The sequence below is a fragment of the Phytobacter sp. genome, from assembly GCF_059074235.1.
This window is the reverse complement of sequence record NZ_JCACPZ010000006.1, coordinates 15,900-42,807: the sequence shown is the minus strand read 5'-3', so window position 1 is coordinate 42,807 and position 26,908 is coordinate 15,900. Positions and strand designations below refer to the sequence as shown.

The window sequence follows — 26,908 nt, the reverse complement described above, 5'->3', positions numbered from 1 at the left end:
GTATTGAGCAGGTGTAGAAAAAAATACTTTTCATTAACTCCTCCGCATTCAAGCTATAACTCCCGAAGAGTCCGCATAAAAACTCAATATAACCAAATAAATATTATTTTAAATAAATAGTTATTTTCACAAACAAAAAATATGCAACCTTAAAATAAATAATAACAAAACAGTTAGTTAGAAAAATTAAATTGCAATGTCATTCTTGCACTGGAAGTTCATGCAAACATTTTGTATTCAATAATTTCCTGTCGGCATCAAAAAACCAACCCCATTTATTAAAGTAACGCACAGCAGAAATAACATGATAACAAAGAAAACGAAATCTCACATATGATGTTCTTTGCGATTCATGGACAACTTTCGCTCCAGAAAAATACATTACAAGAAAATTTGAAAGGCAAACTCTGCGTGATAAATCAACATCTTCAAGATAAAGGAAAAAACGAGTATCAAATCCATCGACATTATTAATCGCATCATTGCTAATTAACATGAAACAACCAGAAAGTGAAGGAGCAAAAAAAGACTTAGAATAATCAGCCAACCTCAACTCATAGTTATTATTCATTGATGAAGAATATGAAGGAAAAAAGCGCCGAACGAATAATTGTAAAGGTGTTGGCAATAACTTACTTCCATATTGCAAAGACCCATCAGGATAAACAACCTTTGGAATTGATAATCCTACACCATGATCAATTGAGAATGAGAGCAATTTATCGACCTCCCCTTTTTCAAAACTAATATCTGGATTGCATATTAGAAAGTGTGAAGCTCGATTTACATACCTTTTAAATACGACATTATGACCTGCTCCGAATCCTTCATTTAATTCCAAATGAATATTTTCAATTTTTGGATGAGTAAAGGACTCAAGCCATTGACAATGGTTACCATTATCGACAATGGCAATTTTATCGATACTATCTTCATTGAGTAACGAAGATAGTGTACTTTTTATATCATCATAGCTATGTTTAAACAGCACAAGTGAGGCAATAATTTTCACTGCTCATTCCAATTTTAACCAAGTGAATTTCAATTAATTCTCATTCATTTATGAAAAGAGAGTTACTCTGAAGATACACGAGAAAATCCATCATGTTTTTAAAGTACATATCTGACTTTGAAATATCTTCATTTAATAATGAATGCCCCGTCCCGAATATAAAAGCCTTTGCTAAGTTTGCATTTTTAGCGGCTTCAATATCGGAAATTTTATCGCCTAACAAAATAGATTTATCAGGCATAATAGAAAATTCATTTATTGCGGACAGCAACATCCCAGGATTGGGTTTTCTGCAATCGCACTCAATATTAAAAGGAGGTACCCCCGAAGGATGATGAGGACAATGATATATTTTTGATATAAAAATGTCCTCTTGCTCTAATTTCTTTAACATCCACGAGGTCAATTCAAGATATTGTTCTTCTGAATAATAACCACGCGCGATGCCTGCCTGATTGGTAACAATAAAAATATGGTCGAATCGTGCTTGCAATGCACGGATAACTTTGAGAACGTCTGGAACAAAAATAAAATCTTCTTTCCGATGACAGTAGCTAACTTCTCTATTGATTATGCCATCTCGATCCAAGAAGACTGCGCTACCTTTTGAAGACATCACACGCTTTGTAGTAATCATCAGGAATGCCTATATCTATAAAGAAGCCGCTGCACTCAAAAGGATTAATGTCCATATATTGCTGCTTGAGCACAATCTCTTCAAATGAAAATTTCTCAACAGGCAAGAGAACTTCCTTCCTTGTAAATAGATACATCCCGCCATTAATGAATCCTTCACCAGCATTCCCTTTTTCATTGAAGCTGATAATTTTATTATCGCGACATGTAACACTACCATACCTGGCAACATCTTCAACATGTACTAGAGCCATTGAAATACTCTTTCCGGAAGATGTATGAGAGTTAAAGTAGTTCAACAAATCTATATCTAAATATGTATCACCATTAGTTATTAAAACATGATCAGTAATGCAATGATCCATTGCTTGAGCGATGGCACCTCCTGTGCCTAACGCTTCATGCTCAATAGAATATTGAATATCTAAACCCCGATATGAGTTTCCTATTTCAGAAATAAACACATCTGATTTATATGAGATTGCAATAACCACTCTGGTGATGTTTTGAGAAATGAGCCCATCTAAAATGTAATAGATAAATGGCCGCCCAGCGACCTCGATTATAGGCTTTGGTTTCTCACCCGAAACACTTCGTAATCGAGTGCCTAATCCGCCAGCTAATATAATAGCTTCCGTTAACATTGAACCTATCACCAATTATTTAGGAAATATGTTTTTTTCAATTAATGCACAAATGATATGTCCAATCATTATGTGCGATTCTTGGATAAATGGTGTGACATTGCTTGGCACCGACAAACAAATATCGGCAATATCAAGTATGGCACCGGCATTACCACACAAACCTACTGTGTTAACACCTTTATCTTTAGCTTCATTAATTGCAGCGAGTATGTTTTTGGAGTTGCCTGACGTAGTAATTCCAATAAAGACATCACCAGCATTCCCTAACGATTGAATCTGCCTCGCAAATACACGTTCATATCCGTAGTCATTACCAATCGCTGTCAAAATTGAAGTATCAGTTGTCAAAGCAACCGCTGGCAAACCCGGTCTATCGTAAAAAAAGCGACTAACAAGTTCTGCAGCAATATGCTGAGCATCTGCTGCGCTACCACCATTTCCAGCCAAAAGTACCTTTTTACCAGAATTAAGAGCATCAATGCATATTTCTACAACTTTGTGAATATTAGCTATCAATTGTTCATCGGCCAATACAACTTTCTTGGTTTCAATCGATGACTCAATATAATTTTTAATATAATTTATACTTTCCATGCGCGCTCACCTTCATTTTTAAACTGGAAACGGAAAAACTTACCATCAAAATCGCTAAGACATTTTTCAAATTTAAATCTATCTTCAGGTTCAATAAATAGAAGCATAAACCCCCCCCCCCCAGCACCTGATAATTTGAGAGCTTGGATTCCATTATCTTCAAGTCGACTTATCACCGAATTTATGAATGGATTAGTTATCGACGATGACGTTGATTTTTTTGCTTCCCAACTTTCCCTGATTAAAGCCACAATACCTGAGATATCAGAACGCAACAGAGCTTCTTTCATTTTGATAGCTGCATTCTTTAAATTGAACATTGCATTCAGTGAACTCACTGAGGATGTATCTGTTACAGCCTTTACTTGATCATCGATTATCTTAGCTGATTCACGAGAAATACCTGTATAATAAAGAACCATACGACATTCAAGCTCATCTATCGTAGATTGCTTAATGCGCAGTGGATTCACTATCACTTTATTGTTTGAAGCAAATTCGATGAAATTGAATCCACCGAAAGTAGCAGCATACTGGTCCTGTTTTCCACCACTAAAACCACAATCGATTCGCTCAATATCGTAAGCTAACTGCGCAACATCGTATTCCCCTAAAGGAAGATTCAAATACTCTCTGTATGCTGCAATTATTGATACAACTATTGTCGATGAAGTCCCAAGTCCGCTACCCATTGGAACATCTGTCCATGTAGTAACCTTAACTGGTAATCCTTTGCCGTGGTTGAAATCTCTTACTATGCGATTGTAAACAGCCTTGTGAAGTGGAAGAACAGAGTCAATTTCATAGTTATCTGCAAGTTCACCTCTGTATTCAATGTCTAGATCTTTAGAAATAAACTCAACGCTGTTATTAGTTGTTTCTTCCAGGGAGCAGTACGCATACATATTAATTGTAGCATTTAATACGCAACCGCCATGTAAATCACAAAAAGGTGAAACGTCAGTTCCTCCACCTGCCAGACCTATCCGCAACGGAGCTCTTGTTCTAATCTTCATAGTTTTTACCATTGTTGAATAACTGCGAGAATGCATTCTGCATTGCCTGTTCAGAGAAATTCTGTTTCACATATACAGTTTGGTTGAATGAGATATTTCGCCATTTCATATCATCATTTAGCAGTTCAATTACTTGCTGCGCAAATTCACTCGGCTCGTCCTCTGCAATCAAAATGTTAGGATCTGAAGTTAACCCCTGAGCACCCACAGATGTTGTTACTACTGGCAAACCAAAACGCATAGACTCAACAACTTTACCTTTAACACCTGCACCGTAGAGTAAAGGAGCAATAGCAAGACGAGCATCTTTATAGAATAACTCTAAATGTTCATCCGTAACAAAACCTGTCACAACTATATTATCCGAAGCTAATTGTTTAATATTATCTGTTGGATTTGAACCGACCAAGAATAATTTTATATCTTTATTGACCGCCTTTACCAAAGGCCATACGTTCTGAACAAACCAAAAGACACCATCTTGGTTTGGTTTATGACCAAATCCACCGACAAAAATAATATTCTTACGTGATGTTAAATTTTCAGCAGCATCATGAATGAAATCTGAGAAAGCATTCATTGGCGTCGTTAGCGCTTTCGCTGATGGATTATTCTGTTGAATAAAATCAAGTACAACATCTGTTTCAGATGGAGATGGATAATAAATCACATCAACTAAAGACCATACTTTTCTTTCCATGTTATACAGTGTCTCATACTCTTTATTCAAAGCAGTTGAGTCACCTTCTATTTTCATTTGTTCTTTAACTCGCAAATGATGAATGTCATGCCCATAATAGAGTAGTGTCGCTCGTGAATGAGCGCGGATAGTATTTATGTATTCAATTGCTACATATGGACGAGAAAGAAGCACAAAATCTATATATTTTGAATGCTCACTAAACCAACGCTCAAAAGAACCAACATAGTCTGAGCCATAGATAACTTCGACACCTAGTGATTGCAGTTGTGTTGTATAAATTGGGTCGTACCATAAATTCTGCGGCCAGAATTTGACATTAAGACCTTGGGCCAGGAATATTTTAATCATGTGTATCATTGTTCTGGAACCAGCATCTTTGTCAGGTTGCGGAACATAGTGTTCAACAATTAAAATCGTTTTTTTGTCATGGCTTCGATCTCTAGCCCAGAATACGTCCTCTGCATTGTTAGAGTGAGATGCTAATTCATCAGACCACTTCTGTTTGAATTTTTTCTGATTCTCAATTTGGTACGATTTGATGCCAGAACCTGTGTCTGTACCGTGAGATATCCCTTCAAAATGAACCACCACTGAAAGTGGCTGATACATTACTTTGTATCCAGCCTTACGAACTGAGAATGAAAAATCACTATCTTCACAATACGCTGGGACATAGAGTTCATCAAAGCGCCCTAATTGGTTGAATAGTGCAAGTGGAACCATGAATGAAGCCCCAGAACAATAATCAACCTCTTTAAGGTAATTAAATGAAGGAGCCGAAGGATCAGACAGGCGACCATAATTCCATGCAGAGCCATCTTTCCACATGATTCCCCCAGCTTCCTGCAAACGCCCATCAGGATAAACTAACTTTGAACCCACTAATCCGCACATTTTATGCTTTTTGAACACATCTAATAAATTAGTTAGCCATCCCTCGGTCACTAACGTATCATTATTAAGCAAATAGAAATATTCTCCTCGAGCTAAATCTGCAGCGGCATTGCAAGATTTAAGGAAACCAAGATTTCTCGAGTTTTTTGAGAAAATTAGCCCGGGTATATTTTCCAAAATATTAATTTCAGTATCACCCGAAAAGTCCTCAACGACAATAACCTCGTACTCACATTCAGGGCTATGTTTGCAAATTGAATACAAGCACCGTAATGTCATCAATGCATTCCCATACGTTGGAATTACAATTGAGACCAATGGTTTTTTTGAGTCATTGAATCTTGTATTTTTTACCAAAAAATCCAAGTCATAGTTATTTTCATTGACATACTTAACAATTTTTTCGTTAAAATATCTTCCGTCTTTAGAATTCTTCCAATTTTCATAATGAGGAAGGTTTCTAAATAAAAACCCTGCATATTTGTAACACAGCAAGACAATTTTTATTTTTTTGTCATATGCAATTGGTGTTTTTAAAAAAAGCACCCTGCCATTTTTTTTAATAAAAGATCTTAAAAATTCTTTAGCTTTAACTAGAGTATGATTATTATGCATAATAAGATTACACTATTTAATTTGCAGACTTCATTTCTTGTTTAAAAATGAACAGCATCATATAAATGCTTAGTACTTTGTTAGTAGCTAAGCACTATATAACAAGCTTCAGTAATTATTATTTTTTTAAAAAGGATTTAATCTTCCCCAAAAATCCATTACGCGATAATTTCAACTCTCTGGTTAAGTCATCGATCTCTTTAGATTTCTTATTCCAGTCCATTTCTAGCTTTTGATAATCACTTTGCGCCTTCATCAACTCCGAATGAATTGAGCTTGCCCATCTCATCTTTTTCTTACTTTGAGCAAAAATGTCTTCATTTTTATTAAAATAAAGGCTTCCCGGCAAACCACTTTCTTGATGAGGAACCATGCGGCAGATAGCGATAAGATAGGTCGAGTCACTCTCCTCAATTTCGCCCATAATTTGCAATGGTTTACCATCGCTGGCTTCAGGGATAATAGAAGATGTGGTAACAAAACGCTGACCGTATATATCAACTTGTGGATAATATTTTTTCAGTAAATCAACAAACTCCTGTCTGTAGAGTTCCTTTACGTGGTACTGGTTGATTTCACCACTTTCGTCAGTATAAACACGTTTATCCGGCGTAGAAATGATTAACAGGCCATCATCTTTGAGTATTCTTTTACTTTCGCTAAGCATTTCATCATGTTCGTGAATATGCTCAATTGTTTCAAAGCTCACCATGATATCAACAGTTTTGCTTTCAACTGGAATATTTGTAACGCTTCCCTGTATAAAGGACAGATTATTGACTCCGGAGTATTTTTCTTTTGCAAATTTTACTGCATCGTCAGATATATCGACGCCAACCACATTCGCGGCGGTTCCAGATAGAATGTGGGAACCATATCCTTCTCCGCAGGCAATATCGACAACCTGTTTGCCTTTAACTATCCCGGAAAGAAATTCATATCGATGCTTATGCTCGTATGTCAAACATAAATCAACATCGTTACCCGGGATAAAGCGCTCGCCAGTAAATTCCATAATTACTCCAACGTAAATTTTATTTCTTTCATTGGAACACCAACTAATCCAGTTGATATGCCACTAGCTATAGATTTGAATACTACTGCATCATGAACCCAATGATGCTGTGTATGTGAATCTTGATTGCCACTTGCGAATGCAACATCAATCGAATAATCACCAACAGGAAGCAATGGCATTCTAAATTCAAAACTTGCTATGATCTTCGTACCTGCTGGGGTTGAAACCGGTGAGTCAAGATATGACAAAAATGTATTATCCCCAAATATTTTTTGTCCCAACCTATCTTTGACATAAAAACCTGCAATAATATCTTTTAAATCATCAATGATATTTATTGTTATTTCTAACCTTACGAACTCCCCGCCATTAACCATCAACAACTTTTTATTATTTTGTAATACATCAACATTAGTAATTAATGCTTTACCTGTACCAAAATCGTTACTTTCATGATTTAGCTCTACAAGCTTAATATCATTCCGCAAATTGCTATTATTCAGAAAATCGAGCCTGCAATCTGCATAGTCATCTAATGTACTAATTTTTTTACTTTCTTTTGATTTAGTGGAGTTAAGCTCGACATCGATATTATCTTCAGACTTACGATCTTTTGCATGAAAGAATGCCAAATACTCTTCCGTAACTTCCTTCGCGGTGCCTATTCGCATGATTTCACCATTCGATAACCAGACAGCTTTATCACAAAGGTTCGTTACAGCAGCAGTGTCATGACTGACAAAAAGTATTGTTCCTTTTTTCTTGAAATCTCGAATAAACCTCATACATTTCTGAACAAAGAAAACATCACCTACTGCCAATGCTTCATCAATAATTAATATGTCTGGTTCAGAATTGGCTATAACAGCAAAGGCAAGACGTACAAACATACCAGAGGAATATGTTTTTACTGGTCTATCAATAAAGTCGCCGATATCTGCAAATTTTTCTATCGCAGCGAATTTTTGGCTAATTTCATTTTTACTCATGCCCAACAACATGCCGTTAATAAAAACGTTTTCTCGCCCAGTGCTTTCGAGATCAAAACCAGCACCTAGCTCAAGCAATGCTGCAATTCGCCCACTAATTTTAACATCGCCACTTGTAGGCCTTAGTGTGCCGCATATTGTTTGCAACAGTGTAGATTTGCCAGATCCATTTTTTCCGATAATTGCAATGGTTTCACCCTTGCTGATACTGATATCAATGTTTTTTAAAGCCCAAAACTCACTTCTCTTTTTTTTATTCCAGCGAGAAATCAATCTATCAATTGGTTTATTATAGACATAAAAAACCTTCGAGAGACCTTCGATTGTTATTACAGGATTATATGACATCGGCAAAATCTTTTTTCAATGAAGAAAACACAATAAAACCCACGACAAAAATAATTGAGCTGCAAAGTAGGGAAACTGCGTACCCATCCCAATTAAACCCTTTATTAAAAATAAGAGTATCTCTCGCCTGAGTGACTACAAAAGCAATTGGATTAAGTGAAGCTATAAATTGAAATTTTTCTGGCATACGTTCCATTGGAAAAAAAATTGGACTCAAGAACATAAATGCCATATTAAAAATGCCCATAACCTGCCCAATATCTCTTGCAAAAGCTGAAATGGCTGACACGAAATAAGTCACACCCAGGGACATTAGGTAAATAGGGAACAAGAGAAGTATAATAAAGACACATTGGATATTTAAAGTGTTTTTAAAAAGCAGTAACACAGTAAATAAAATCAGATAGCTAATAACCCCATTAAAGAAAGAAGAATTGACCACTATAATAGGCAATATATTTAGTGGGAAGATAACTTTTTTAACGTAATTTTTATTATCATGTATAATATTTGCTGCTCGGTTGGTTGCATCAGCATACATATTGAAAACAATTAACCCTGTGAACAACACGACTGCAAAATCAAAATTCCCTTCATTGCTCAAGCCCCATTTTGCTTTCATTATCACGCTGAACACGAATGTATAAATAACAAGCAACAATAAAGGGTTAATAAAGGACCATATCAGACCAGCATAGGCTCCTTTAAATTTGCTGGTAATATCCCGCTTAGTTAGATGATATAGAAGATGACGGTTTTTTTTTACGTCATTAAATAATTCTGCGAATTTTGATAACATAATATATTCTTTTCAGTCTAAAATATAAAAAATGATTCTTGTCATAACTCAGGAGAATCTCATTTTGTATCATGAGAAAAATTCAGCCTTGGAAAAATCCAATGCTTTATTGTCTTTGTCCGATAATTTGACTTCTTCAGTAACAGGCCAATCAATATTTAATGACGAATCATTCCAGATAATGCAACGCTCTTGTTCCGGTGCATAATAGTCCGTAGTTTTATACACAAATTGAGCCTGTTCGCTTAAAGTCAGAAACCCATGCGCGAATCCTTCCGGTATCCATAGCTGCTTTTTATTCTCGGCACTCAGCATAATACCTACCCATGCACCAAAAGTGGGTGACGATTTACGAAGATCTACAGCAACATCAAATACTTCACCTTGAATACAACGGACTAACTTGCCTTGAGCATGCGGTGCTAGCTGATAATGTAATCCTCTTAAAATGTTCTTTTTCGACTGAGAATGATTATCCTGCACAAACTCAACTTTGCGACCGACGATATCTTCAAAATTTTTATGGTTGAAACTTTCAAAGAAAAACCCACGATCGTCACCAAAGACTTTCGGCTCAAAAATAAGAACGTCTGGAATGGCTGTTTTGATTACATTCATTTGATTGCTTACCTAGCTTATTTTCCAAGTATTTCAACAACAACACGTTGTACACCAACTTTCCAGTCAGGTAACGTCACGGAAAAAGCATTTTGAAATTTCGAATTTGCAAGACGGGAATTGTGTGGCCGTTTTGCAGGCGTCAGATATGCAGAGGTGTCAACAGCCTTAACTTCTTTCACCACCAAAGTCTCATCAAACTGCTGAGCTATTGAAAACACATATTTAGCATAGTCATGCCAGGTCGTTTCACCACTCGCAACCAAATGGTATGTCCCATACAACGACTTATTATCACGCTCAGTTCGAATCGCTATTGCAGTACAATCAGCGAGTAATTCAGCCCCGGTAGGAGCACCGTGCTGATCGTTGATGATGGACAGACTTTCTTTTTCTTTTGCAAGTCTGAGCATAGTCTTGGCAAAATTGGCACCACGTGTCGCAAAAACCCAACTCGTCCGGAAGATAAAATGGCGTGGGTTATTTTTGCTGATAGCCAGCTCCCCCGCTAATTTAGTTTCTCCATACACATTCAACGGCGCAGGCTCTTCATCTTCAAGGCGATAGTGCTCACCTTCACCATTGAAAACGTAGTCAGTGGAATAATGAATCAGCAGCGCACCTAATTTTGCGGTCTCTCGCGCAATGACTTCAACGCTATCCGCATTCAATAACTGGGCAAGCTCTCTTTCACTCTCAGCTTTATCCACTGCAGTATGTGCCGCTGCATTTACAACAACATCAGGCTTAACACGGCGAATCGTTTCTGCAATACCGTCAGGTTTTGTCAAATCACCACATAATTCAGTATCGAAATAATCAACCGCAGTTAACTCACCTAATGTAGCAAGGGAGCGTTGCAGCTCCCAACCGACCTGGCCATTCTTTCCAATCAGCAAAATTTTCATAGAAGATTTTTTCAGCTAAGTTTTTCGTTAACCAACAGGCTTAAATAGCGGCCGTAGTCATTTTTTGACATTTTTTTCGCCTGCTCTGATACCTGCTCTTTACTCAACCATCCCTTACGGTAAGCAATCTCCTCCAGGCACGCCACTTTCATGCCCTGGCGCTTTTCAATGGTATGAATAAACTGCGATGCTTCTACAAGACTGTCATGAGTACCAGTATCGAGCCAGGCAAATCCACGACCTAATAGCTCAACCTGCAATTCGCCGCGTTCGAGATACATCTGGTTGAGGGTGGTGATTTCCAGTTCCCCGCGTGCAGAGGGCTTAACTTGTTTAGCCATTTCTACAACATTATTGTCATAGAAATAAAGCCCGGTTACCGCCCAGTTGGATTTTGGCTTTAGTGGTTTTTCTTCGATGGAGAGAGCCTTGTAGTTTTCATCAAATTCAACCACACCAAAGCGTTCCGGGTCCTGAACCTGGTAACCAAAGACCATTGCGCCCTGGGTTAATTGAGCTGCTGCATCAAGCTTCTTACCGAAACTTTGGCCGAAATAAATGTTATCGCCTAATACCAGTGCACATGGCTCATTGTTAATAAACTCTTCGCCAATGATGAACGCCTGTGCTAAGCCATCAGGAGACGGTTGCACTTCATAGCTTAAGCGGATACCAAATTGCGAGCCGTCACCCAGCAGACGTTTGAATGCCGGCATATCTTCCGGTGTCGTGATAACCAAAATGTCACGAATACCGGCCAGCATCAGCACTGAAATGGGATAAAAAATCATCGGTTTGTCGTAAACAGGCAGCAACTGTTTAGACACACCCTGAGTAATAGGGTAAAGACGGGTACCGGATCCACCGGCTAAGACGATGCCTTTCATCATGATATCCTTTAATTAATCTGCAAGACCCAGGCGTTCACCTGCGTACGATCCATCCATCACACGCTGCCACCACACTGGATTGCTCAAATACCAGTTGACGGTTTTCCGGATGCCTGACTCAAAGGTTTCCTGCGGCACCCAGCCGAGATCGTTTTTAATTTTGCCGGCATCAATGGCATACCGCAGGTCGTGACCAGGACGATCGGTTACATAGGTAATAAGTTGAGCAAACTGGCTGATATCCTCTGGTTTATTCTCAACAACCTCATCCAGTATTGCGCAGATGGTTTTTACGACATCAATATTTTTACGCTCATTATGGCCACCAATATTGTATGTCTCGCCCACCTCCCCTTCCGTCACGACTTTATATAAAGCACGGGCATGATCCTCGACATAAAGCCAATCGCGAATTTGCTCGCCGTTGCCATAAACCGGCAATGGCTTACCCGCCAGTGCATTTAATATAATCAGAGGAATAAGTTTTTCCGGGAAATGATAAGGACCGTAATTATTTGAACAGTTAGTCACTATCGTTGGAAAACCATACGTACGACGCCATGCGCGAACTAAATGATCGCTCGAGGCTTTAGAAGAGGAGTATGGGCTGCTTGGGGAGTATGGTGTGGTTTCGGTAAAGAGAGGCAGAGGCTCACCAGCAGGGACTTCATCCGGATGAGGTAAATCTCCGTACACTTCATCGGTAGAGATATGATGAAAACGGAACGCCCCTTTTCGTGACTCGTCCAGCTGGGCCCAGTATTTACGCGCAGCTTCAAGCAACACATAGGTACCCACAATGTTGGTCTCGATAAAAGCTGCAGGGCCAGTAATAGAGCGATCGACATGGCTTTCAGCAGCCAGATGCATTACAGCATCTGGCTGATGTGTCGCAAAAATACGCGCCATCGCGTCACCATCGCAGATATCGGCCTGTTCGAAAACATAGCGCGCGCTATTTTCAATTTCGGCCAGTGACTCAAGATTCCCTGCGTAAGTTAATTTATCGACATTAACCACACTGTCCTGTGTGTTATTAATGATATTACGAACGACAGCAGATCCAATAAAACCTGCCCCACCAGTGACCAAAATTTTCACGAGAAGATTCCACTTTGCTTTTGCCAGTTTTGATCTGCATCACTGGGTTAGCAAATCCGGGGCTAAATCTGACCATGCATCAGACATGCTACCGCCCCTGGCTCATCAGCTACCAGTGTACTGTGTATAACTACCGACAATTTAGAACGAAAAATATGTCTGATGTTGCGAATGTTTATCGTTATCAGGCACAAAATGTAAAAAAACTATTTTCTGCTTAAACGATGTTGGAAACAAGAAAAATCTCAAACCACCGAATCAGAAAAGTCTTACCATTTGATGTCACTAACGGTTGATTTGACAGCGAAAAACAAAAAAAAGCAGTGAGAATGTTCTGAAGCAACCAGCACCTCATTAACACTCACCACTGCTTTTTTATAAGTTAATTATTTTGTGAGATTTTTTTATCACAATTTATTGTGTCAGTAGTTTCTTAACGCTTTCACGAAACTTCTGACCTTCCTTCAAATTGCGCAAACCATAGCTCACAAATGCCTGCATGTAGCCCATTTTCTTGCCACAGTCGAAGCTGTCTCCGGTCATCAACATGGCATCAACAGACTGTTTGTTCGCCAGTTCAGCAATCGCATCCGTTAACTGAATACGTCCCCAGGCACCCGGCTCGGTCTTCTCGAGTTCAGCCCAGATATCAGCGGACAACACATAGCGCCCTACGGCCATCAGGTCGGAAGCCAGCGTCTGTGGTTGATCGGGTTTCTCAATAAACTCGACGATACGGCTGACTTTACCTTCCGTATCCAGCGGTTCTTTGGTCTGGATAACGGAGTATTCAGACAGGTCGCCATCCATACGTTTTGCCAGCACCTGACTACGTCCCGTTTCATTAAACCGCGCTACCATGGCGGCCAGGTTATAACGCAGCGGATCGGCAGAAGCAGTATCCAGGACGATATCAGGAAGTACGACTACAAACGGGTTATCGCCCACAATCGGACGAGCACAGAGGATTGAGTGGCCCAACCCCAACGGCTGTGCCTGACGGACGTTCATGATGGTCACGCCTGGCGGGCAGATAGACTGCACTTCAGCAAGTAACTGGCGCTTAACACGCTGCTCAAGCAACGCTTCAAGTTCATAAGAGGTGTCAAAATGGTTTTCGACTGCATTCTTGGAAGAGTGCGTAACGAGGACGATTTCTTTGATCCCTGCAGCAACAACTTCGTCGACGATATACTGAATCATAGGCTTGTCGACAATCGGTAGCATCTCTTTAGGGATGGCTTTGGTGGCGGGAAGCAAATGCATCCCCAATCCGGCTACCGGAATAACTGCTTTCAAATTAATCATTATTTCTTCCACCTGTAAATGATTGATAAATTATATACCTTCAACTTTTTTTCGCCAGTCTGTCCAGGGCGAGCAACAGCGAAAGATGTTACGCCGATTGCCGAAAAATTGCTGTAGATGTAATCCCAGTCAGGCGCTTGTGTCACCAGGATTCATCGCAAAGGCTCAAGGTCTTACCGTTTTGCCGGCAACCGGAAGTTGAGATTTTCTGCGTTGATCGTTTCATGGTCAATGCGATCAATATCGACCGAGTTTTCACCTTTTTCATTCACTGCTTTAATGTTTGCCAGTGACAATAGCGTATCTTGTTTTGCCATGAAGCGACCCCGGACATCTTTACGCAGATCGAAGTTCAGTTTTAATGCCGGACCAATAGCTGCCACCTGCATAACATTGATATTGCGCATAAAAAGATGCTGAGGTTTATTATGAAACTCGAGACTGGCGCGCTGAAGATTAAGGTTCGTTATGGCGACAAATGAAGTAGCATTGCCGGAAGAAATTTGGATTCCGCGCAATTTATACTCACTGTTGCTGTTATCGAGATGGATATCATTGAGCTTAAAGTTTTGCGGAATGGATAAATAATCGCCTTTTATAACCCCATAGCCGATTAACATCCCGGCACTGTTCTCCATACTCACATCATCAATCACGAAATTATCGCAGCCGTAAATAGCGACCGTTGCGTTATCAATTCCCGCTTTTTTGCTGTAATCCGGGGTAATATTTTTTGCCTTAATGTTACGAATAATAAAATGTTTACCGTTCTCGACATGTACAAGTTGCCGACAATGGCTTCCAGTTATATTGGCCACCACAAAGTTTTTCACCGCCTGGTCTTCCGGGTAAGCATTATCGTAAGTGCTTCCAGCCAGGCCAATACCGATACCCCAGTTTATTTTGCCGTTGGTACAGTCAATATGGTCGATAACGTGATCCGAAATCAGGATGTCATGGTCATTAATCGCCACATTCCATTCAATGGCATCGCCCTGCAGGTAGCTGAACTTGCTGTTGGTAATCCGAGCACCCGCAACCTGATTATGAAAACCCTGGCGCAGAATGGCGTAGTTAGCTTTGGTGACGGTGATGTTATCAATCAGCAGATTGCGCATCACCTTTGGCTCTTTTCCGCCAATGTAGATTTGTGTGACGGGTCCGTAGCCACTCATGCTGACACCCTGAATGACGCAGTCAGAGCCACGGACGTCCAGCGTCAGGTTATAGAGGCTACCGCCCTTCTCACCGATCACTTTACTGCCGTCCTGAAGAACTAACCGCCCCCGGCCATTGCTTTTGATCGCCCCACGCACCAGCAGGGTTTTACCCGGCGGAATAAACACACCAGTATTCATGTTTTCGCACACCAGACCGGCCGGAATCTCGACCGTCTCTGCTTCGCTAAATCCCTGCTTTAGCGCAGCAGGCCAGTCAGTGGTCTGGTAACGACGAATGTCGACTGAATTGCCGTTTGTCGCCGCACGTACCAGCGGAGAATGCAGCAAAGGAAGTGCTGCGAACGCGGTACCAGCGGCGAGAAATTTTCGTCGTGTGAGAGCAGCTTTCGCATTTTGTTCAGTCATAAAACCCTCTAAATCATAGTGCCTGGAGCAGTGTGGCAAGGTGCTTATTGATACGTTGCTGATTGAAGTCAGTTTCGACTTTCTCGCGGGCAAGCGTAATCACGGGGGTGAGATCCTGGCTCAGCATGCCAGAAAAGGCAGCCAACCGTTCCGCCAGCGCCACAGCATCGTTCTCAGGCACCAGCCAGCCGGATTTGTCCGCGTCCACCAGTTCAGGAATACCGCTATGTACGGTGGAAACCACCGGGATCCCCACGGCCATTGCTTCCATTAGCGCTACCGGAATCCCCTCCATATCACCGTCAGTACCGGTGACCGAAGGCAGCAGAAAGACATCGGCATCGTCCAGAATCGCCTTGACCTCGTGGCTGGGCTTAAAGCCCGGCATCTTGATCACGTCCTCAAGCTCAAACTGTTCGATAAGCGTGCGTAACCGTCTTTCCCAGGGACCTATCCCCAGGATCCGGTACGTGAAAGAAACCCCCTGCGCCTTAAGCAACCGGCAGGCTTCAATGGCAACGTGCAGCCCTTTTTTCTCCGTCAGTCGAGCGACAGAGACAATCTGTAGCGGCGTACCCGGCGTTTTTACCGGACGCAGGGTGAAGCGGTTGATATCCACCCCCATGCGGGAGATGGCAATTTTTTCCGCCGGGCAGCCCATAGCAAGCAAACGCGAGGCCCACAGCTCACTGATGGGCAGCATCAGGTCACCACGGCGAAAGAGCTGCTGGTATTCCGGGGTGTAATGGTTGAGCACATCCCGGTGCGAAACATCAATGCCATGAAACACGGTGGCAATCTTGCCCTGCAACATCCCTAATTCACGCAGTTTGGCGGCCGTCACACCCGCCGGGCCAAAGTGGGCGATAAACACATCCGCGCTGAATACCCGCGGCGTCAGTCCGCAGATAGCCGCCAGAATCAGGTTGCGCGCCTCGTCACCGTAACGCGACATATTGAGTGCTTTCCAGGTACTTGAACGCCCTGCTCCACGTAAAATAGCCTGCCCACGGTAACGCAGCTTCGCCAGCTTCCCTTCGGGCTCATCGAGTAACCAATGGGTTTTCTCCGCCAGTCGGTATTCCGTCCAGGCTGTGTGCGTGTTGCTCAAATCCCCTTTGTGCAGGGCAACGATTTCCACCTCGTAGCCCATATTAATAAAGGCCACTATCTGGTTCAGTACGAACGTCTCTGAGGCAAGCGGAAACTTCAACAGGAAGAAACTGACTTTCATTTCACCTCCCGAATTCTGTCCAGCACCGATTTCACCATCAGCGCGCCTTTTTCTCGTTCCTCAGCGACAGCCGTAGCCAGTCGCTGGTTAAGTGCAGGAAGCTGACCCAGAGTATCTGCAGCCATCGACGCCAGGGATCCATCCAGCAGGTGGCGAATGTCTACCGCCATTTCCGGCATGCCAAGTTGCTTCATGATCCCTGCCGATTTGTGTTCATAGTTGATGGCAATGGCTGGGGTACCAAAGTTCATGGAGATAATGGCGGAGTGCAGACGCGTCCCGACCGTCAAGTCGCAGGCAGCCAGGATTTTACCCATTTCGAGATCGTTCAGCTCGTCCATAACCACGTGGTAGCGCGACGAGTCGCTGATATGTTTGCGCAGATTCAGCGCAACCATACGGTCATCTTTGTTGTAACTATCGATGCCGGTACAGGTAGAGAGGGCAATGACCTGCCAGCCCGCGTCAATCACCCGATTCACCACGTCAGCAAAGGCCTGTTCATACGCCTGCTGTGTTGTGCCCAGACGTTTGTCGAACGGGGCCAGTTCACGCAGGGTGATGGCGACGGTTTTCTGCTTGCCCGCCACTTCCAGCCAGTGACGCACCGCGTAGCTGGGGACGAAGTTTTCGTCGTCCTCAACCAGCCAGGCGGTATCCACGCCCTGCTCCACTTTCGCCGTGGTGATATCACTCTGTTTCATCAAATCAAGGCTGACGCTCTCACGCAGGATCAGCGCTTCGCAGTGGCCAAAAGCATAGTTCGCCAGTTGATTGAACTGCGGATCCTGGAACGGCCCGACGCTGTGCCCAATCATATACAGCGGTTTTTTCGCCATAAATGTGCAGAGCGCATGCTCAAACTGCGGCGCGCCATAGAGATCGACAAAAAAGGAGCCACCGACCTGCACGATGGCATCGTAATTCGACAGCAGACGGACAAAGTCGGTAAAGCCCTGGGCGATAGCGATGTTACGCAGTTTGCCACTGTCAGTGACGCGGGAAAGCAGCACCTGATGCTGATAGCGACGGCGAAGGATTTTCTTCACCCGTCCCACCAGCCCGGCGGCAGTATTATGTGCTTTCATCTGGCTGTAGAGAGGATCGCCCATCACCGGGCGGTTAAGGAGCCAGGAAGAACTGACCGGGTAGCGGCTCATGACGTCCACTTCGGCCTGGGGTTCAATGCGGGCAATCGCGTCCAGCAGCCCACGCAGAATGGCGCTGTCGCCACGGTTACCGCAGGTGTGATTACCAAGGATTAATAGTTTCATACTGACCTCTTAAGGGGTTCTTTGTTCAACAGGTGCGGCCTGATGCCCTCACCCCGGCCCTCTCCCGCGGGAGAGGGTGAAAATTAACCTGCACGCAGTAGCGTTTTCATTTTTTCATTGCGGCAAAACTGGCGCTTCATCTCCACCACCAGCGCATTGCGCGACAGCACAATCATCAGCGCAAAGGCCAACACGCCGGCCCCCACCTGAAGCACGAGCAATGTTGCCACCGCCATTTTCCCCGCCAGCACGAGGCTAAGGCCATAGCTCACCACAAGGGTGGGTAAAGAGAGATAGAACGGCAGCCACAGGCTTAAGATGTACTGACGATAGCTTGAACCGAGTACCGGTTTGATCATCACGAAATAGCTCAGAATGGTGTTGATAATCTGAACCAGCAAGAAGCCGAGCGTCACGCCAATCGCCCCGGCCAGATGCCCGCCAATGATGATCGCTGGAATAAACAGAAAGGTTTTAAACACGTTGAATTTGAAGCTGATATCCACCCGCGCCTTCGCCATCAGCAGTGAGCCGATAGGGTTACCCACCGCTCGCAGCAGCCCGACAATACACAGCAGTTGCAGAATGGGAATGATGCTGTTCCATTTCTCGCCAAACACCAGCGGTACGAAATTGTTGGAGACCACCAGCAGGCCCAGCAGGATCGGGAAATTAATAATACCGACCACGGAAAGCAGCTTGTAGAAGTTAAGACGCAGCTTCTCCGTGTCGTCCTGGATTTTGGCAAATGCAGGGAACAGCACGCGGGTGATTATGGGGTTGAGTTTCATCGGGGGAACAACGGCCACGTTATAAGCCAGGTTATAACCCCCGGCAACACTCGCGCCAAGAATACGCGCCAGCACCAGCGTCGAGAGATTGGTATTGACGTAATTGATGATGCTGTCTGCCGTCAGCCAGGCCCCAAACTTCAGATTGGAACTGACCGAGCGCAGAGAAAAGTGCAGCCCCGGGCGGTAAATCTTACGGCCAAACCAGCCAAACAGCAGCGTACGGACTGCACTGTTGACGAGATACCCCAGAATCGCGGTCATTGCCAGCGGCCAATAAAAAGCGCTGATGACGGTAAAGGAGAAGCCCGCCAGCACCGACAGCGTCTCAATGCTGCCGATTTTGCTGAACTCAAGCTCCTTTTGCATCAGCGCACGGAACTGCTGTCCATGTGGAATAACCACGAACGCCAGCGACAGCGTCTTGATGAGCGGAGCCAGATCCGGGTTATTCAGCACATCCGCAATCAGGTCGCTTAACGTAAAAATGGCGACGCATACCACCAGTCCCAGCCCCACGTTTAGCCAGTAAAGGGTGGTCAGTTCCAGGTGACTGATCTCCTTGCGCTGGATGATAGAGTTGGCAATGCCAAAATCCGACAAGGTATCCGCCAGCGCAATGATCACCAGAGAAACGGTCAACAGCCCGAACTGATGGTTATCAATGATTCGCGCCAGCACCGTCATCTGTATCAGGCCCAGGCCGATGATGATCAGCGTGGCCATCGCCGACCATTTCGCCCCACTGATGGTTTTTTCTCTCAGGCTCAAGGCAAACTCCCTAATACGCCGCTTTATTAACAAAGCCTTTAAAAATGGTCAGAAAAACAATTTTGATATCGAACCAGAGGCTCCACTCGCGGATGTACTCCAGATCGAATTCAATGCGTTTTTCCATTTTTTCCAGCGTATCGGTCTCGCCGCGCCAGCCGTTGATTTGTGCCCAGCCGGTAATGCCCGGTTTCACCTTGTGGCGCAGCATGTAGCCTTCGATCAACTGGCGGTATTGTTCATTGTGCGCAACCGCATGCGGGCGAGGACCAACAATCGACATCCCCCCGGTCAGCACATTGATAAACTGCGGCAGCTCATCGAGGGACGTGCGGCGCAAGAAGCTCCCTACTTTGGTCACGCGCGGGTCGTTCTGCGTGGCCTGAGTGACCACCTTGTCGTTTTCCATCACCTTCATGGAGCGGAACTTCCACACCATGATGGGCTTCCCGTCCATGCCGTAACGTTTCTGGCGGAAAATCACCGGACCTGAAGAGGTGGATTTCACTGCCAGAGAGATCCCCACCAGTACCGGGGAGATGAGCATCAGAATGAGCGAAGCCAGCACGATATCTTCGAGACGCTTAAGCACACGGTTAATACCGGAGAGTGGTGTGTCATACAGCGGTACCACCGGCACACCGTTCACCTCCTCAATACGCGAATGGAGAATGTTGAAGGTGAAAACATCCGGAATCAGGATCACTGAGCAGGTGGTATCGGCGAGATCGCGCACCAGTTTTTTAATGCAGGCCGCATCGTTCATCGACATGGCGATATAGATGTTGTGCATTTTTCCGGCGCGGGCATCATCCACCAGTTGTTCGAAATTACCCATCCAGTCACTGCTGACGCCACCGGGTTTCGGGTCATGGTAAACACCGACGACTTCATACCCCAGCCACGGCTCATTGCGAAAACTGTCTAACAGGGCTTGCCCGGCAGGAAGATCCCCCACCACTGCAACCCGCCGCGTGTTATAGCCATGATTACGTAGCCAGCCTGCGGCAAAGCGGATCACGCCACGGCAGATAATCAGCCCGGAACTGCTTAACATGTACCACGCGAAATAGAGGGCAAAGGTATTGTTGAGTTCGCTGCGAAAAGCCACCAGACCGGCGCTGAACACAAAACTCAACGTCCAGTTTTGCAGCAGTAAAACCAGCTCGGTCATAAAACGAACGCCACGCCATGAACGATAAAAATCGGTCATGCCGCCGATCATCTGAAACACCACCAGGGTGATAAGGGCCATCAGCAGATGCTGATAAAAGAAGGGCAACGTATTCAGCCTGCAGACCACATATAACCCACCGAACATAATGGTGATGTCTGAAAATCGCTGCACGATGGAGATTAACGATGCATTCGTTCTGGCCCGGTCGCGCTTTATTAGATTTGTCATCGTTTTACCTGTTCATTAGTTCTGCCCCTTGCCCCGCCCTCGCCACCACGTTGGGAGAGAGCCGGGTTAAGGGGAGAAACATGGATTACTGATTCAACAGCGCCAGAATGTCCTGTGTTCGTGCCTCCATGAGCGCCACATTGCCACGTGATTCGACGTTGAGGCGCACCACCGGCTCGGTGTTAGAGGAGCGCAAATTGAAGCGCCAGTCCGGGAAGGTCATGCTGATGCCATCCGTGTGGTCGACGCTCAGCGCAGTGGCATGGAAGTGTTGCTCCACCCGGGAAATCGCTTCAGCGGGTTTCACAAGAGTGCTGTTGATTTCACCGCTCGCCGGGAAGGCCAGCATGCGGTCCTGCACCATCTCGGCGAGGGTTTTACCCTGCAGGCTGAGCAGTTCTGCCACCAGCAGCCACGGGATCATGCCGCTGTCGCAGTAGGCGAAGTCACGGAAGTAGTGGTGCGCACTCATCTCGCCGCCGTAAATGGCATCTTCCTGACGCATGCGCTCTTTAATAAAGGCATGACCGGTTTTCGACATCACCGGCTCACCACCGGCGGCCTTGACCACATCGACAGTATTCCAGGACAAACGCGGGTCATGAATGATTTTGCCGCCCGGGTTCTTCTCGAGGAACGCCTGTGCCAGCAGGCCGACAATGTAGTAACCCTCGATGAACTGGCCACCCCCGTCAAAGAAGAAGCAGCGGTCAAAGTCACCGTCGAAAGCGATCCCCATATCCGCGCGGTGTTCAATCACCGCATTACGGGTATCGTCGCGGCACTCAGGTAGCAACGGGTTAGGAATACCGTTAGGGAAATTGCCGTCCGGCGTGTTGTGGACTTTTATAAAGGTGACCGGGATATTGCGCTCGATAAAGCGCGCTTCCAGGGCGTCAATCACCGGGCCTGCCGCGCCGTTACCGGAGTTAATGACCAGACGCAGCGGTGTGAAGTTAGACAGGTCGACATAATTGAGCAGATGGTCAATGTAGGCGTCGCGCAGATCGATTTTCTCGTAGCTGCCGCGGTTATCTTCATCCACTGGCGGGAAGTCATTCGCTTCGGCCAGACGCTGAACGTCACGCAGTCCGGTGTCGCCACTGATAGGACGTGCGCCTTTGCGCACCAGCTTCATGCCGTTGTAATCCATCGGGTTATGGCTGGCGGTGACTTCAATACCGCCATCCACACCAAGGTGGAAGGTGGCAAAGTAAATCTCTTCGGTGCCGGAAAGTCCGATATCCAGCACATCAACGCCTGCATCCTGCAACCCTTTTGCCAGCGCCAGTTTTAAGGTTTCGCTGGTCAAACGGACGTCGCCACCCAGCACGATAGTTTTCGGCTTTAAATATTCGCCATAGGCACGACCAATGCGCCAGGCAATATCTTCATTGAGTTCTGAACCCAGCTTGCCGCGAATATCGTAAGCTTTAAAACAGGTTAATTTTTCCATCATTACCTCGTTTTCAGGCAACAGTTCGCCCTCTCCGCTGCGGAGAAATTTTGTTGAGTGTTATTTCTGCTCTTTCGTCTGCCGGTTACGCCCTGCGTTATCCGGCAGCCAGGATAGAGCTAAATGCGTCCGTATCTGTCTTCGAAGCGCACAATATCGTCCTCTTCGAGGTACGAACCGGAGCGCACTTCAATCAGATCCAGCGGTATTTTTCCTGGATTTTCCAGGCAGTGACGAGCGCCGAGTGGGATGTAGATAGATTCGTTTTCACCCAGCAGCTTCACGTCTTCATCGATGGTCACCTTCGCGGTACCTGCCACCACAACCCAGTGTTCGGCGCGGTGATGGTGCATCTGCACCGACAGCCCCTCCCCCGGTTTCACGGTGATGCGTTTCACCTGATAACGGTCACCCGCATCGATGGAGTCATACTTGCCCCAGGGGCGATACACTTCGCGGTGAATGTGGTGCTCATGGCGGCCTTCCGCTTTGATCTGCTCAACCACTTTTTTCACGTCCTGGACGTGGTTACGGTCGGCAATCAGCACCGCATCCTTGGTCTGAACCACCACTAAATCTTTCACGCCGACGGTGGTGACCAGACCGGACTCCGCGTAGACGAAGCTGTTTTCCGTTTCATGACTGATAACGTCGCCGTGATGCACGTTTCCCTCTGGGGTATGTGCACTGATTTCCCAAAGTGATGACCAGGAGCCGACATCGCTCCAGCCCGCATCCATTGGGACCACCACCGCATCAGCCGTTTTTTCCATGACGGCGTAATCGATGGACTCATCCGGGCAGGCGAGGAACGGTTCTTCCGCCACACGAATGAAGTCAAGATCCGGGTCAGTGACGTTCATCGCCTGTTCACAGGCGCTGTAGATATCCGGACGATACTTTTTCAGTTCCTCCAGATAGCGCCCGGCACGGAACAGGAACATGCCGCTGTTCCAGTAGTATTCCCCGCTGGCGACATATGCCTGCGCGGTCTCCAGATTTGGTTTTTCGACGAACTGCGCCACATCAAAGGCCACTGCGTCTTCCTGCCCCTGCGCCACGTCTCCGCGACGGATGTAGCCATAACCGGTTTCAGGCATATCCGGCACGATCCCAAAGGTAACCAGTTTGCCTTTTTCGGCCCAGGGAATGGCCTGTCGCACGGAGGTACGAAACGCCTCTTCATCGGCAATCACGTGGTCAGCCGCCAGCACCAGCATTAGCGGATCGGCCTTCGGGTTATGGCGTTTCACCGCCATCGCCGCCAGGGCAATCGCCGGAGCGGTGTTCCGTCCTGCCGGTTCAAGAATGATGTTTTCCGTCAGCTTGTTGAGCTGGCGTAACTGCTCAGCGACGATAAATCGGTGCTGTTCATTACAGATAACCACCGGGCTTTCGCACTCCACACCATCCAGCCGACAGACCGTGGTTTGCAGCATGGTCAGTTCGCCTTTCAGGCACAGGAACTGTTTCGGGTAAAGCACGCGGGACAACGGCCACAGACGGCTACCAGAGCCTCCGGCCATCACGACCGGGTACAATTGTGTTTGACTCATGATTTATCCCCATTTCCTTCGTAGTTCAGATTTTCGCTTTGCGAAGACGCAGACTGCGCCTTGCCGGCCACCGGATCACGATGGGAAATATCTGTCATAAACTGGGTAAGTACGCTCTCTTTCTCGAGCGCGTTTTCGGCATATTCACGTGCCACCGTGTTGGTATGCGGCATCAACAACGCCTGTTCTATCCCGATCGTTAATGCCGCAACGGATTCGGGCTCAACACACACTGCAATACCGGGGAAGGTCTGGCAAAGTTCACCGAGTTCGGTGCTTGCCTCTGCGGTGATCACCGCATTACCGCCCACCGCCAGAATATTGGTCAGTTTGGACGGCAGTACTGCATCGGCTGCGCCACGCTTTTGAATCACCAGATGACAATCGGCCATCTTTAATAACGCAGGCAGCGCATCGTACGGCTGCAACGGGTAAAATTTGACGTTATCCAGCCCGTTTTCCTGCACCTGCTTTTCGAGTCGCGCTTTGCCACCGCCCTGCCCGACAATCACGAACAGCCACGGCTGTTCACGAAGCGATGTGGCAGCCGCAATCACGTTTTCCAGCCCCTGCTTCTCACCAATGTTGCCGGAGTAGAGAATGATTTTTTTATCATCCGGCAGGCCAAGCTGACGCTTTAACTGCGCCACACTTTCGCCATCAACATCGCGAAAACGGGCGACTTCAGACCAGTTAGGGAAGAAGATCACGCGGTCGGCGTTCACCCCTTTTTCCCGCGCTTTGTTCATCATTGAGCGGGAGATGGTCGAGACGTTATCAACGTTGAGCAGGTTGCTGCGCTCAAACGCACTGGCAAGCTTCGCCACCGTACCGCCTTTCCCCTTCCCGGCCATGCCTAAACCGAGCATGGCGTCGACTTCATAATCCTGAATATGCAGCAAGGTACGTGCGCCGGTGAGTTTCGCCAGCAGACGCATACCCGGCGTGCAAAACAGCGTCGGTACCACACCGATGATGCGATCCGGCTTCCAGCTACGCTGGGCCATCAGCGGGAAAAAGCTGCTGATGGCAAAACTGGTCAGATGGATCAGGCGTTTAATCGTTGAAGGCTGCGACGGCACATATAACGGGCAGCGCCACACCGTTGCCGCCCCTGTTTCACGGCGGTAACGCCAACGCGAATAAGGTTTTGACACGTTCCATTCCGGGTAATACGGCGGCGCCGTAATCACCCGGACCTCATGGCCCTGTTGCGCCATCCACTCCACCATTTCGCCTGTGTACTTGCCGATACCGGTCAGTTCAGGCGAATAATTGATCCCGTAGACGAGGATTTTCATAGTCCAGGCACTCCACGCGCTTCCTGAAAGTAAGCGCGGCTGTTGTCGTGCACCAGCGGGTCGGCAATTAATACGTCCGGCGTCAACCAACGGTAGTCATCATGTTGATCCGGCGGCAACACCAGCGTGTCGCTTTCCAGGCGCAGACGGAACCCCAGCACGATGTAATGCGTGCTGAAGTCGCTACCGGAAAAGTTGTCGTCGTAGAAGTGTTGCCAGACACCGTAAAACTCACCGGCCGACATCGGCAGACGCACACCCAGTTCAGCGAGCGTCAGGCGTTCAAAAGCGACAGCCAGCGGCTCATCTTTTTGCACCCGACCACCCGGCACGAACCAGTAACCCTGAGCAGGACGATTGGTACGCTTTCCGAGCAGATACTCTCCGCTGGCATTCTCCACGATGAGATCGATGGAGATGAGCGGGGTTGAACGCACCACCGTGGCAAAATCTTCCGGACGTAAAAACATGCTTACCCCCGGAACCGCTGTTGGTTTTCAAGGAACCACTGGTAGGTGCTTGCCAGCCCCTGCTCCAGTGAAATCTCGTGATACCAACCCAGCGCATGCAGACGTTTCACATCCAGCAATTTACGTGGCGTACCGTCAGGTTTAGTGGCATCGAACACCACGCGACCTTTGTAGCCCACCACCTGCGCCAGGGTCTGTGCCAGTTCGCGGATGGTGCAATCGACACCGGTACCGACGTTAATGTGCGACAGCATCGGCTGGGTATTTTCCTGCCACACGCTTGCGTCCAGCTCCATCACATGAATGCTGGCGGCTGCCATGTCATCCACGTGGAGGAACTCACGCATTGGCGTGCCGCTGCCCCATACCACCACATCCGGCGCATTACTGATGGCGGCTTCATGGAAGCGGCGCAGCAGTGCCGGGATCACATGGGAATTGCTCGGGTGGAAGTTGTCATTCGGCCCGTACAGGTTCGTCGGCATTACCGAGCGATAGTCGCGGCCATGCTGGCGGTTATAGGACTCGCACAGTTTGATGCCCGCAATTTTAGCAATCGCATACGGCTCGTTAGTCGCTTCCAGTGTCCCCTGCAGCAGCTCACTTTCCGCAATCGGCTGCTGCGCCAGTTTCGGGTAGATACAGGATGAACCGAGGAACAACAGCTTATTCACGTCATGCGTATGCGCCGCGTGAATGATGTTGCTCTCAATCATCATGTTCTCGTAGATGAAATCTGCCGGGAACGTGTTGTTGGCGACAATACCGCCCACTTTGGCTGCCGCCAGGTAAACCTGGTCAATGTGTTCAGCAGCAAAGAAGGCGTTAACAGCGGCAGGGTCAAGAAGATCGAGCGCGTCGCGACTGCGAAGCACCAGCTCCACATCTTCACGCTGCTCAAGCTGGCGAACAATCGCCGACCCGACCATGCCGCGGTGACCCGCGACAAAGATACGTTTTTTGGTCAT

24 protein-coding genes are annotated in these 26,908 nt (G+C 46.2%); all 24 read right to left on the bottom strand.

Annotated elements, in window-relative coordinates; all coding sequences use genetic code 11:
* Positions 1-199: 199 nt before the first annotated feature.
* Positions 200-1,012, bottom strand: a complete 813-nt coding sequence (locus tag AC5JPW_RS14765; protein WP_494241485.1) for a glycosyltransferase family protein — start codon at positions 1,010-1,012, stop codon at positions 200-202.
* A gap of 40 nt (positions 1,013-1,052) precedes the next feature.
* On the bottom strand, positions 1,053-1,649 hold the full coding sequence (locus AC5JPW_RS14760; RefSeq protein WP_494241483.1) for a D-glycero-alpha-D-manno-heptose-1,7-bisphosphate 7-phosphatase: 597 nt from the start codon (positions 1,647-1,649) through the stop codon (positions 1,053-1,055).
* Positions 1,612-2,292 (bottom strand): nucleotidyltransferase family protein, encoded by a 681-nt coding sequence (locus tag AC5JPW_RS14755; protein ID WP_494241481.1) that lies wholly within the window; start codon positions 2,290-2,292, stop codon positions 1,612-1,614. Before AC5JPW_RS14755 ends, AC5JPW_RS14760 begins: the two co-directional genes overlap by 38 nt.
* Before the next feature lie 15 nt (positions 2,293-2,307).
* Positions 2,308-2,889: a D-sedoheptulose 7-phosphate isomerase gene (locus tag AC5JPW_RS14750; RefSeq protein WP_494241480.1), complete on the bottom strand. Its 582-nt coding sequence runs from the start codon at positions 2,887-2,889 to the stop codon at positions 2,308-2,310.
* A complete protein-coding gene (locus AC5JPW_RS14745; protein ID WP_494241478.1) occupies positions 2,877-3,905 on the bottom strand; it encodes a GHMP family kinase ATP-binding protein in 1,029 nt (342 codons plus the stop codon). Before AC5JPW_RS14745 ends, AC5JPW_RS14750 begins: the two co-directional genes overlap by 13 nt.
* The gene (locus AC5JPW_RS14740) at positions 3,895-6,117 is read right to left on the bottom strand and encodes a glycosyltransferase (protein WP_494241477.1); all 2,223 of its coding nucleotides are present in this window, start codon (positions 6,115-6,117) and stop codon (positions 3,895-3,897) included. Before AC5JPW_RS14740 ends, AC5JPW_RS14745 begins: the two co-directional genes overlap by 11 nt.
* A gap of 118 nt (positions 6,118-6,235) precedes the next feature.
* Positions 6,236-7,132, bottom strand: a complete 897-nt coding sequence (locus tag AC5JPW_RS14735; protein WP_494241475.1) for a class I SAM-dependent methyltransferase — start codon at positions 7,130-7,132, stop codon at positions 6,236-6,238.
* Between the two features lie 2 nt (positions 7,133-7,134).
* Positions 7,135-8,472 (bottom strand): ABC transporter ATP-binding protein, encoded by a 1,338-nt coding sequence (locus AC5JPW_RS14730; protein ID WP_494241473.1) that lies wholly within the window; start codon positions 8,470-8,472, stop codon positions 7,135-7,137.
* Entirely contained in the window at positions 8,462-9,271 is an 810-nt protein-coding gene (locus AC5JPW_RS14725; protein WP_494241471.1) for an ABC transporter permease, read from the bottom strand. The genes AC5JPW_RS14730 and AC5JPW_RS14725 overlap by 11 nt, the downstream gene beginning before the upstream one ends.
* 69 nt (positions 9,272-9,340) lie before the next feature.
* Positions 9,341-9,889 (bottom strand): dTDP-4-dehydrorhamnose 3,5-epimerase, encoded by a 549-nt coding sequence (gene rfbC / locus AC5JPW_RS14720; protein WP_494241469.1) that lies wholly within the window; start codon positions 9,887-9,889, stop codon positions 9,341-9,343.
* A gap of 17 nt (positions 9,890-9,906) precedes the next feature.
* On the bottom strand, positions 9,907-10,797 hold the full coding sequence (rfbD, locus tag AC5JPW_RS14715) for a dTDP-4-dehydrorhamnose reductase (protein ID WP_494241468.1): 891 nt from the start codon (positions 10,795-10,797) through the stop codon (positions 9,907-9,909).
* 11 nt (positions 10,798-10,808) lie between these two features.
* Positions 10,809-11,684, bottom strand: a complete 876-nt coding sequence (rfbA, locus tag AC5JPW_RS14710; RefSeq protein WP_494242354.1) for a glucose-1-phosphate thymidylyltransferase RfbA — start codon at positions 11,682-11,684, stop codon at positions 10,809-10,811.
* 15 nt (positions 11,685-11,699) lie between these two features.
* Complete coding sequence (gene rfbB, locus AC5JPW_RS14705; RefSeq protein ID WP_494241466.1) at positions 11,700-12,788, bottom strand: dTDP-glucose 4,6-dehydratase; 1,089 nt, start codon at positions 12,786-12,788, stop codon at positions 11,700-11,702.
* A gap of 414 nt (positions 12,789-13,202) precedes the next feature.
* On the bottom strand, positions 13,203-14,096 hold the full coding sequence (gene galF, locus AC5JPW_RS14700; protein WP_494241465.1) for a GalU regulator GalF: 894 nt from the start codon (positions 14,094-14,096) through the stop codon (positions 13,203-13,205).
* 173 nt (positions 14,097-14,269) lie between these two features.
* Entirely contained in the window at positions 14,270-15,682 is a 1,413-nt protein-coding gene (wcaM, locus tag AC5JPW_RS14695; RefSeq protein WP_494241463.1) for a colanic acid biosynthesis protein WcaM, read from the bottom strand.
* Between the two features lie 13 nt (positions 15,683-15,695).
* Positions 15,696-16,916 carry a colanic acid biosynthesis glycosyltransferase WcaL gene (gene wcaL / locus AC5JPW_RS14690; RefSeq protein ID WP_494241461.1) on the bottom strand — a complete coding sequence of 407 codons (1,221 nt, stop codon included), beginning with the start codon at positions 16,914-16,916 and terminating at the stop codon, positions 15,696-15,698.
* On the bottom strand, positions 16,913-18,190 hold the full coding sequence (gene wcaK, locus AC5JPW_RS14685; protein ID WP_494241459.1) for a colanic acid biosynthesis pyruvyl transferase WcaK: 1,278 nt from the start codon (positions 18,188-18,190) through the stop codon (positions 16,913-16,915). The genes wcaL and wcaK overlap by 4 nt, the downstream gene beginning before the upstream one ends.
* 83 nt (positions 18,191-18,273) lie before the next feature.
* On the bottom strand, positions 18,274-19,752 hold the full coding sequence (gene wzxC / locus AC5JPW_RS14680; RefSeq protein WP_494241457.1) for a colanic acid undecaprenyl disphosphate flippase WzxC: 1,479 nt from the start codon (positions 19,750-19,752) through the stop codon (positions 18,274-18,276).
* Between the two features lie 10 nt (positions 19,753-19,762).
* On the bottom strand, positions 19,763-21,157 hold the full coding sequence (gene wcaJ, locus AC5JPW_RS14675) for an undecaprenyl-phosphate glucose phosphotransferase (protein WP_494241455.1): 1,395 nt from the start codon (positions 21,155-21,157) through the stop codon (positions 19,763-19,765).
* An 85-nt stretch (positions 21,158-21,242) separates the two neighbouring features.
* On the bottom strand, positions 21,243-22,613 hold the full coding sequence (gene cpsG, locus AC5JPW_RS14670) for a colanic acid biosynthesis phosphomannomutase CpsG (protein WP_494242353.1): 1,371 nt from the start codon (positions 22,611-22,613) through the stop codon (positions 21,243-21,245).
* A 119-nt stretch (positions 22,614-22,732) separates the two neighbouring features.
* On the bottom strand, positions 22,733-24,169 hold the full coding sequence (gene cpsB / locus AC5JPW_RS14665; protein WP_494241453.1) for a mannose-1-phosphate guanyltransferase: 1,437 nt from the start codon (positions 24,167-24,169) through the stop codon (positions 22,733-22,735).
* Positions 24,166-25,470, bottom strand: a complete 1,305-nt coding sequence (gene wcaI, locus AC5JPW_RS14660; protein ID WP_494241451.1) for a colanic acid biosynthesis fucosyltransferase WcaI — start codon at positions 25,468-25,470, stop codon at positions 24,166-24,168. Before wcaI ends, cpsB begins: the two co-directional genes overlap by 4 nt.
* Complete coding sequence (locus AC5JPW_RS14655) at positions 25,467-25,940, bottom strand: GDP-mannose mannosyl hydrolase (protein WP_494241450.1); 474 nt, start codon at positions 25,938-25,940, stop codon at positions 25,467-25,469. Before AC5JPW_RS14655 ends, wcaI begins: the two co-directional genes overlap by 4 nt.
* A gap of 2 nt (positions 25,941-25,942) precedes the next feature.
* Positions 25,943-26,908, bottom strand: coding sequence for a GDP-L-fucose synthase (gene fcl / locus AC5JPW_RS14650; RefSeq protein WP_494241448.1), 966 nt, complete (start codon positions 26,906-26,908; stop codon positions 25,943-25,945).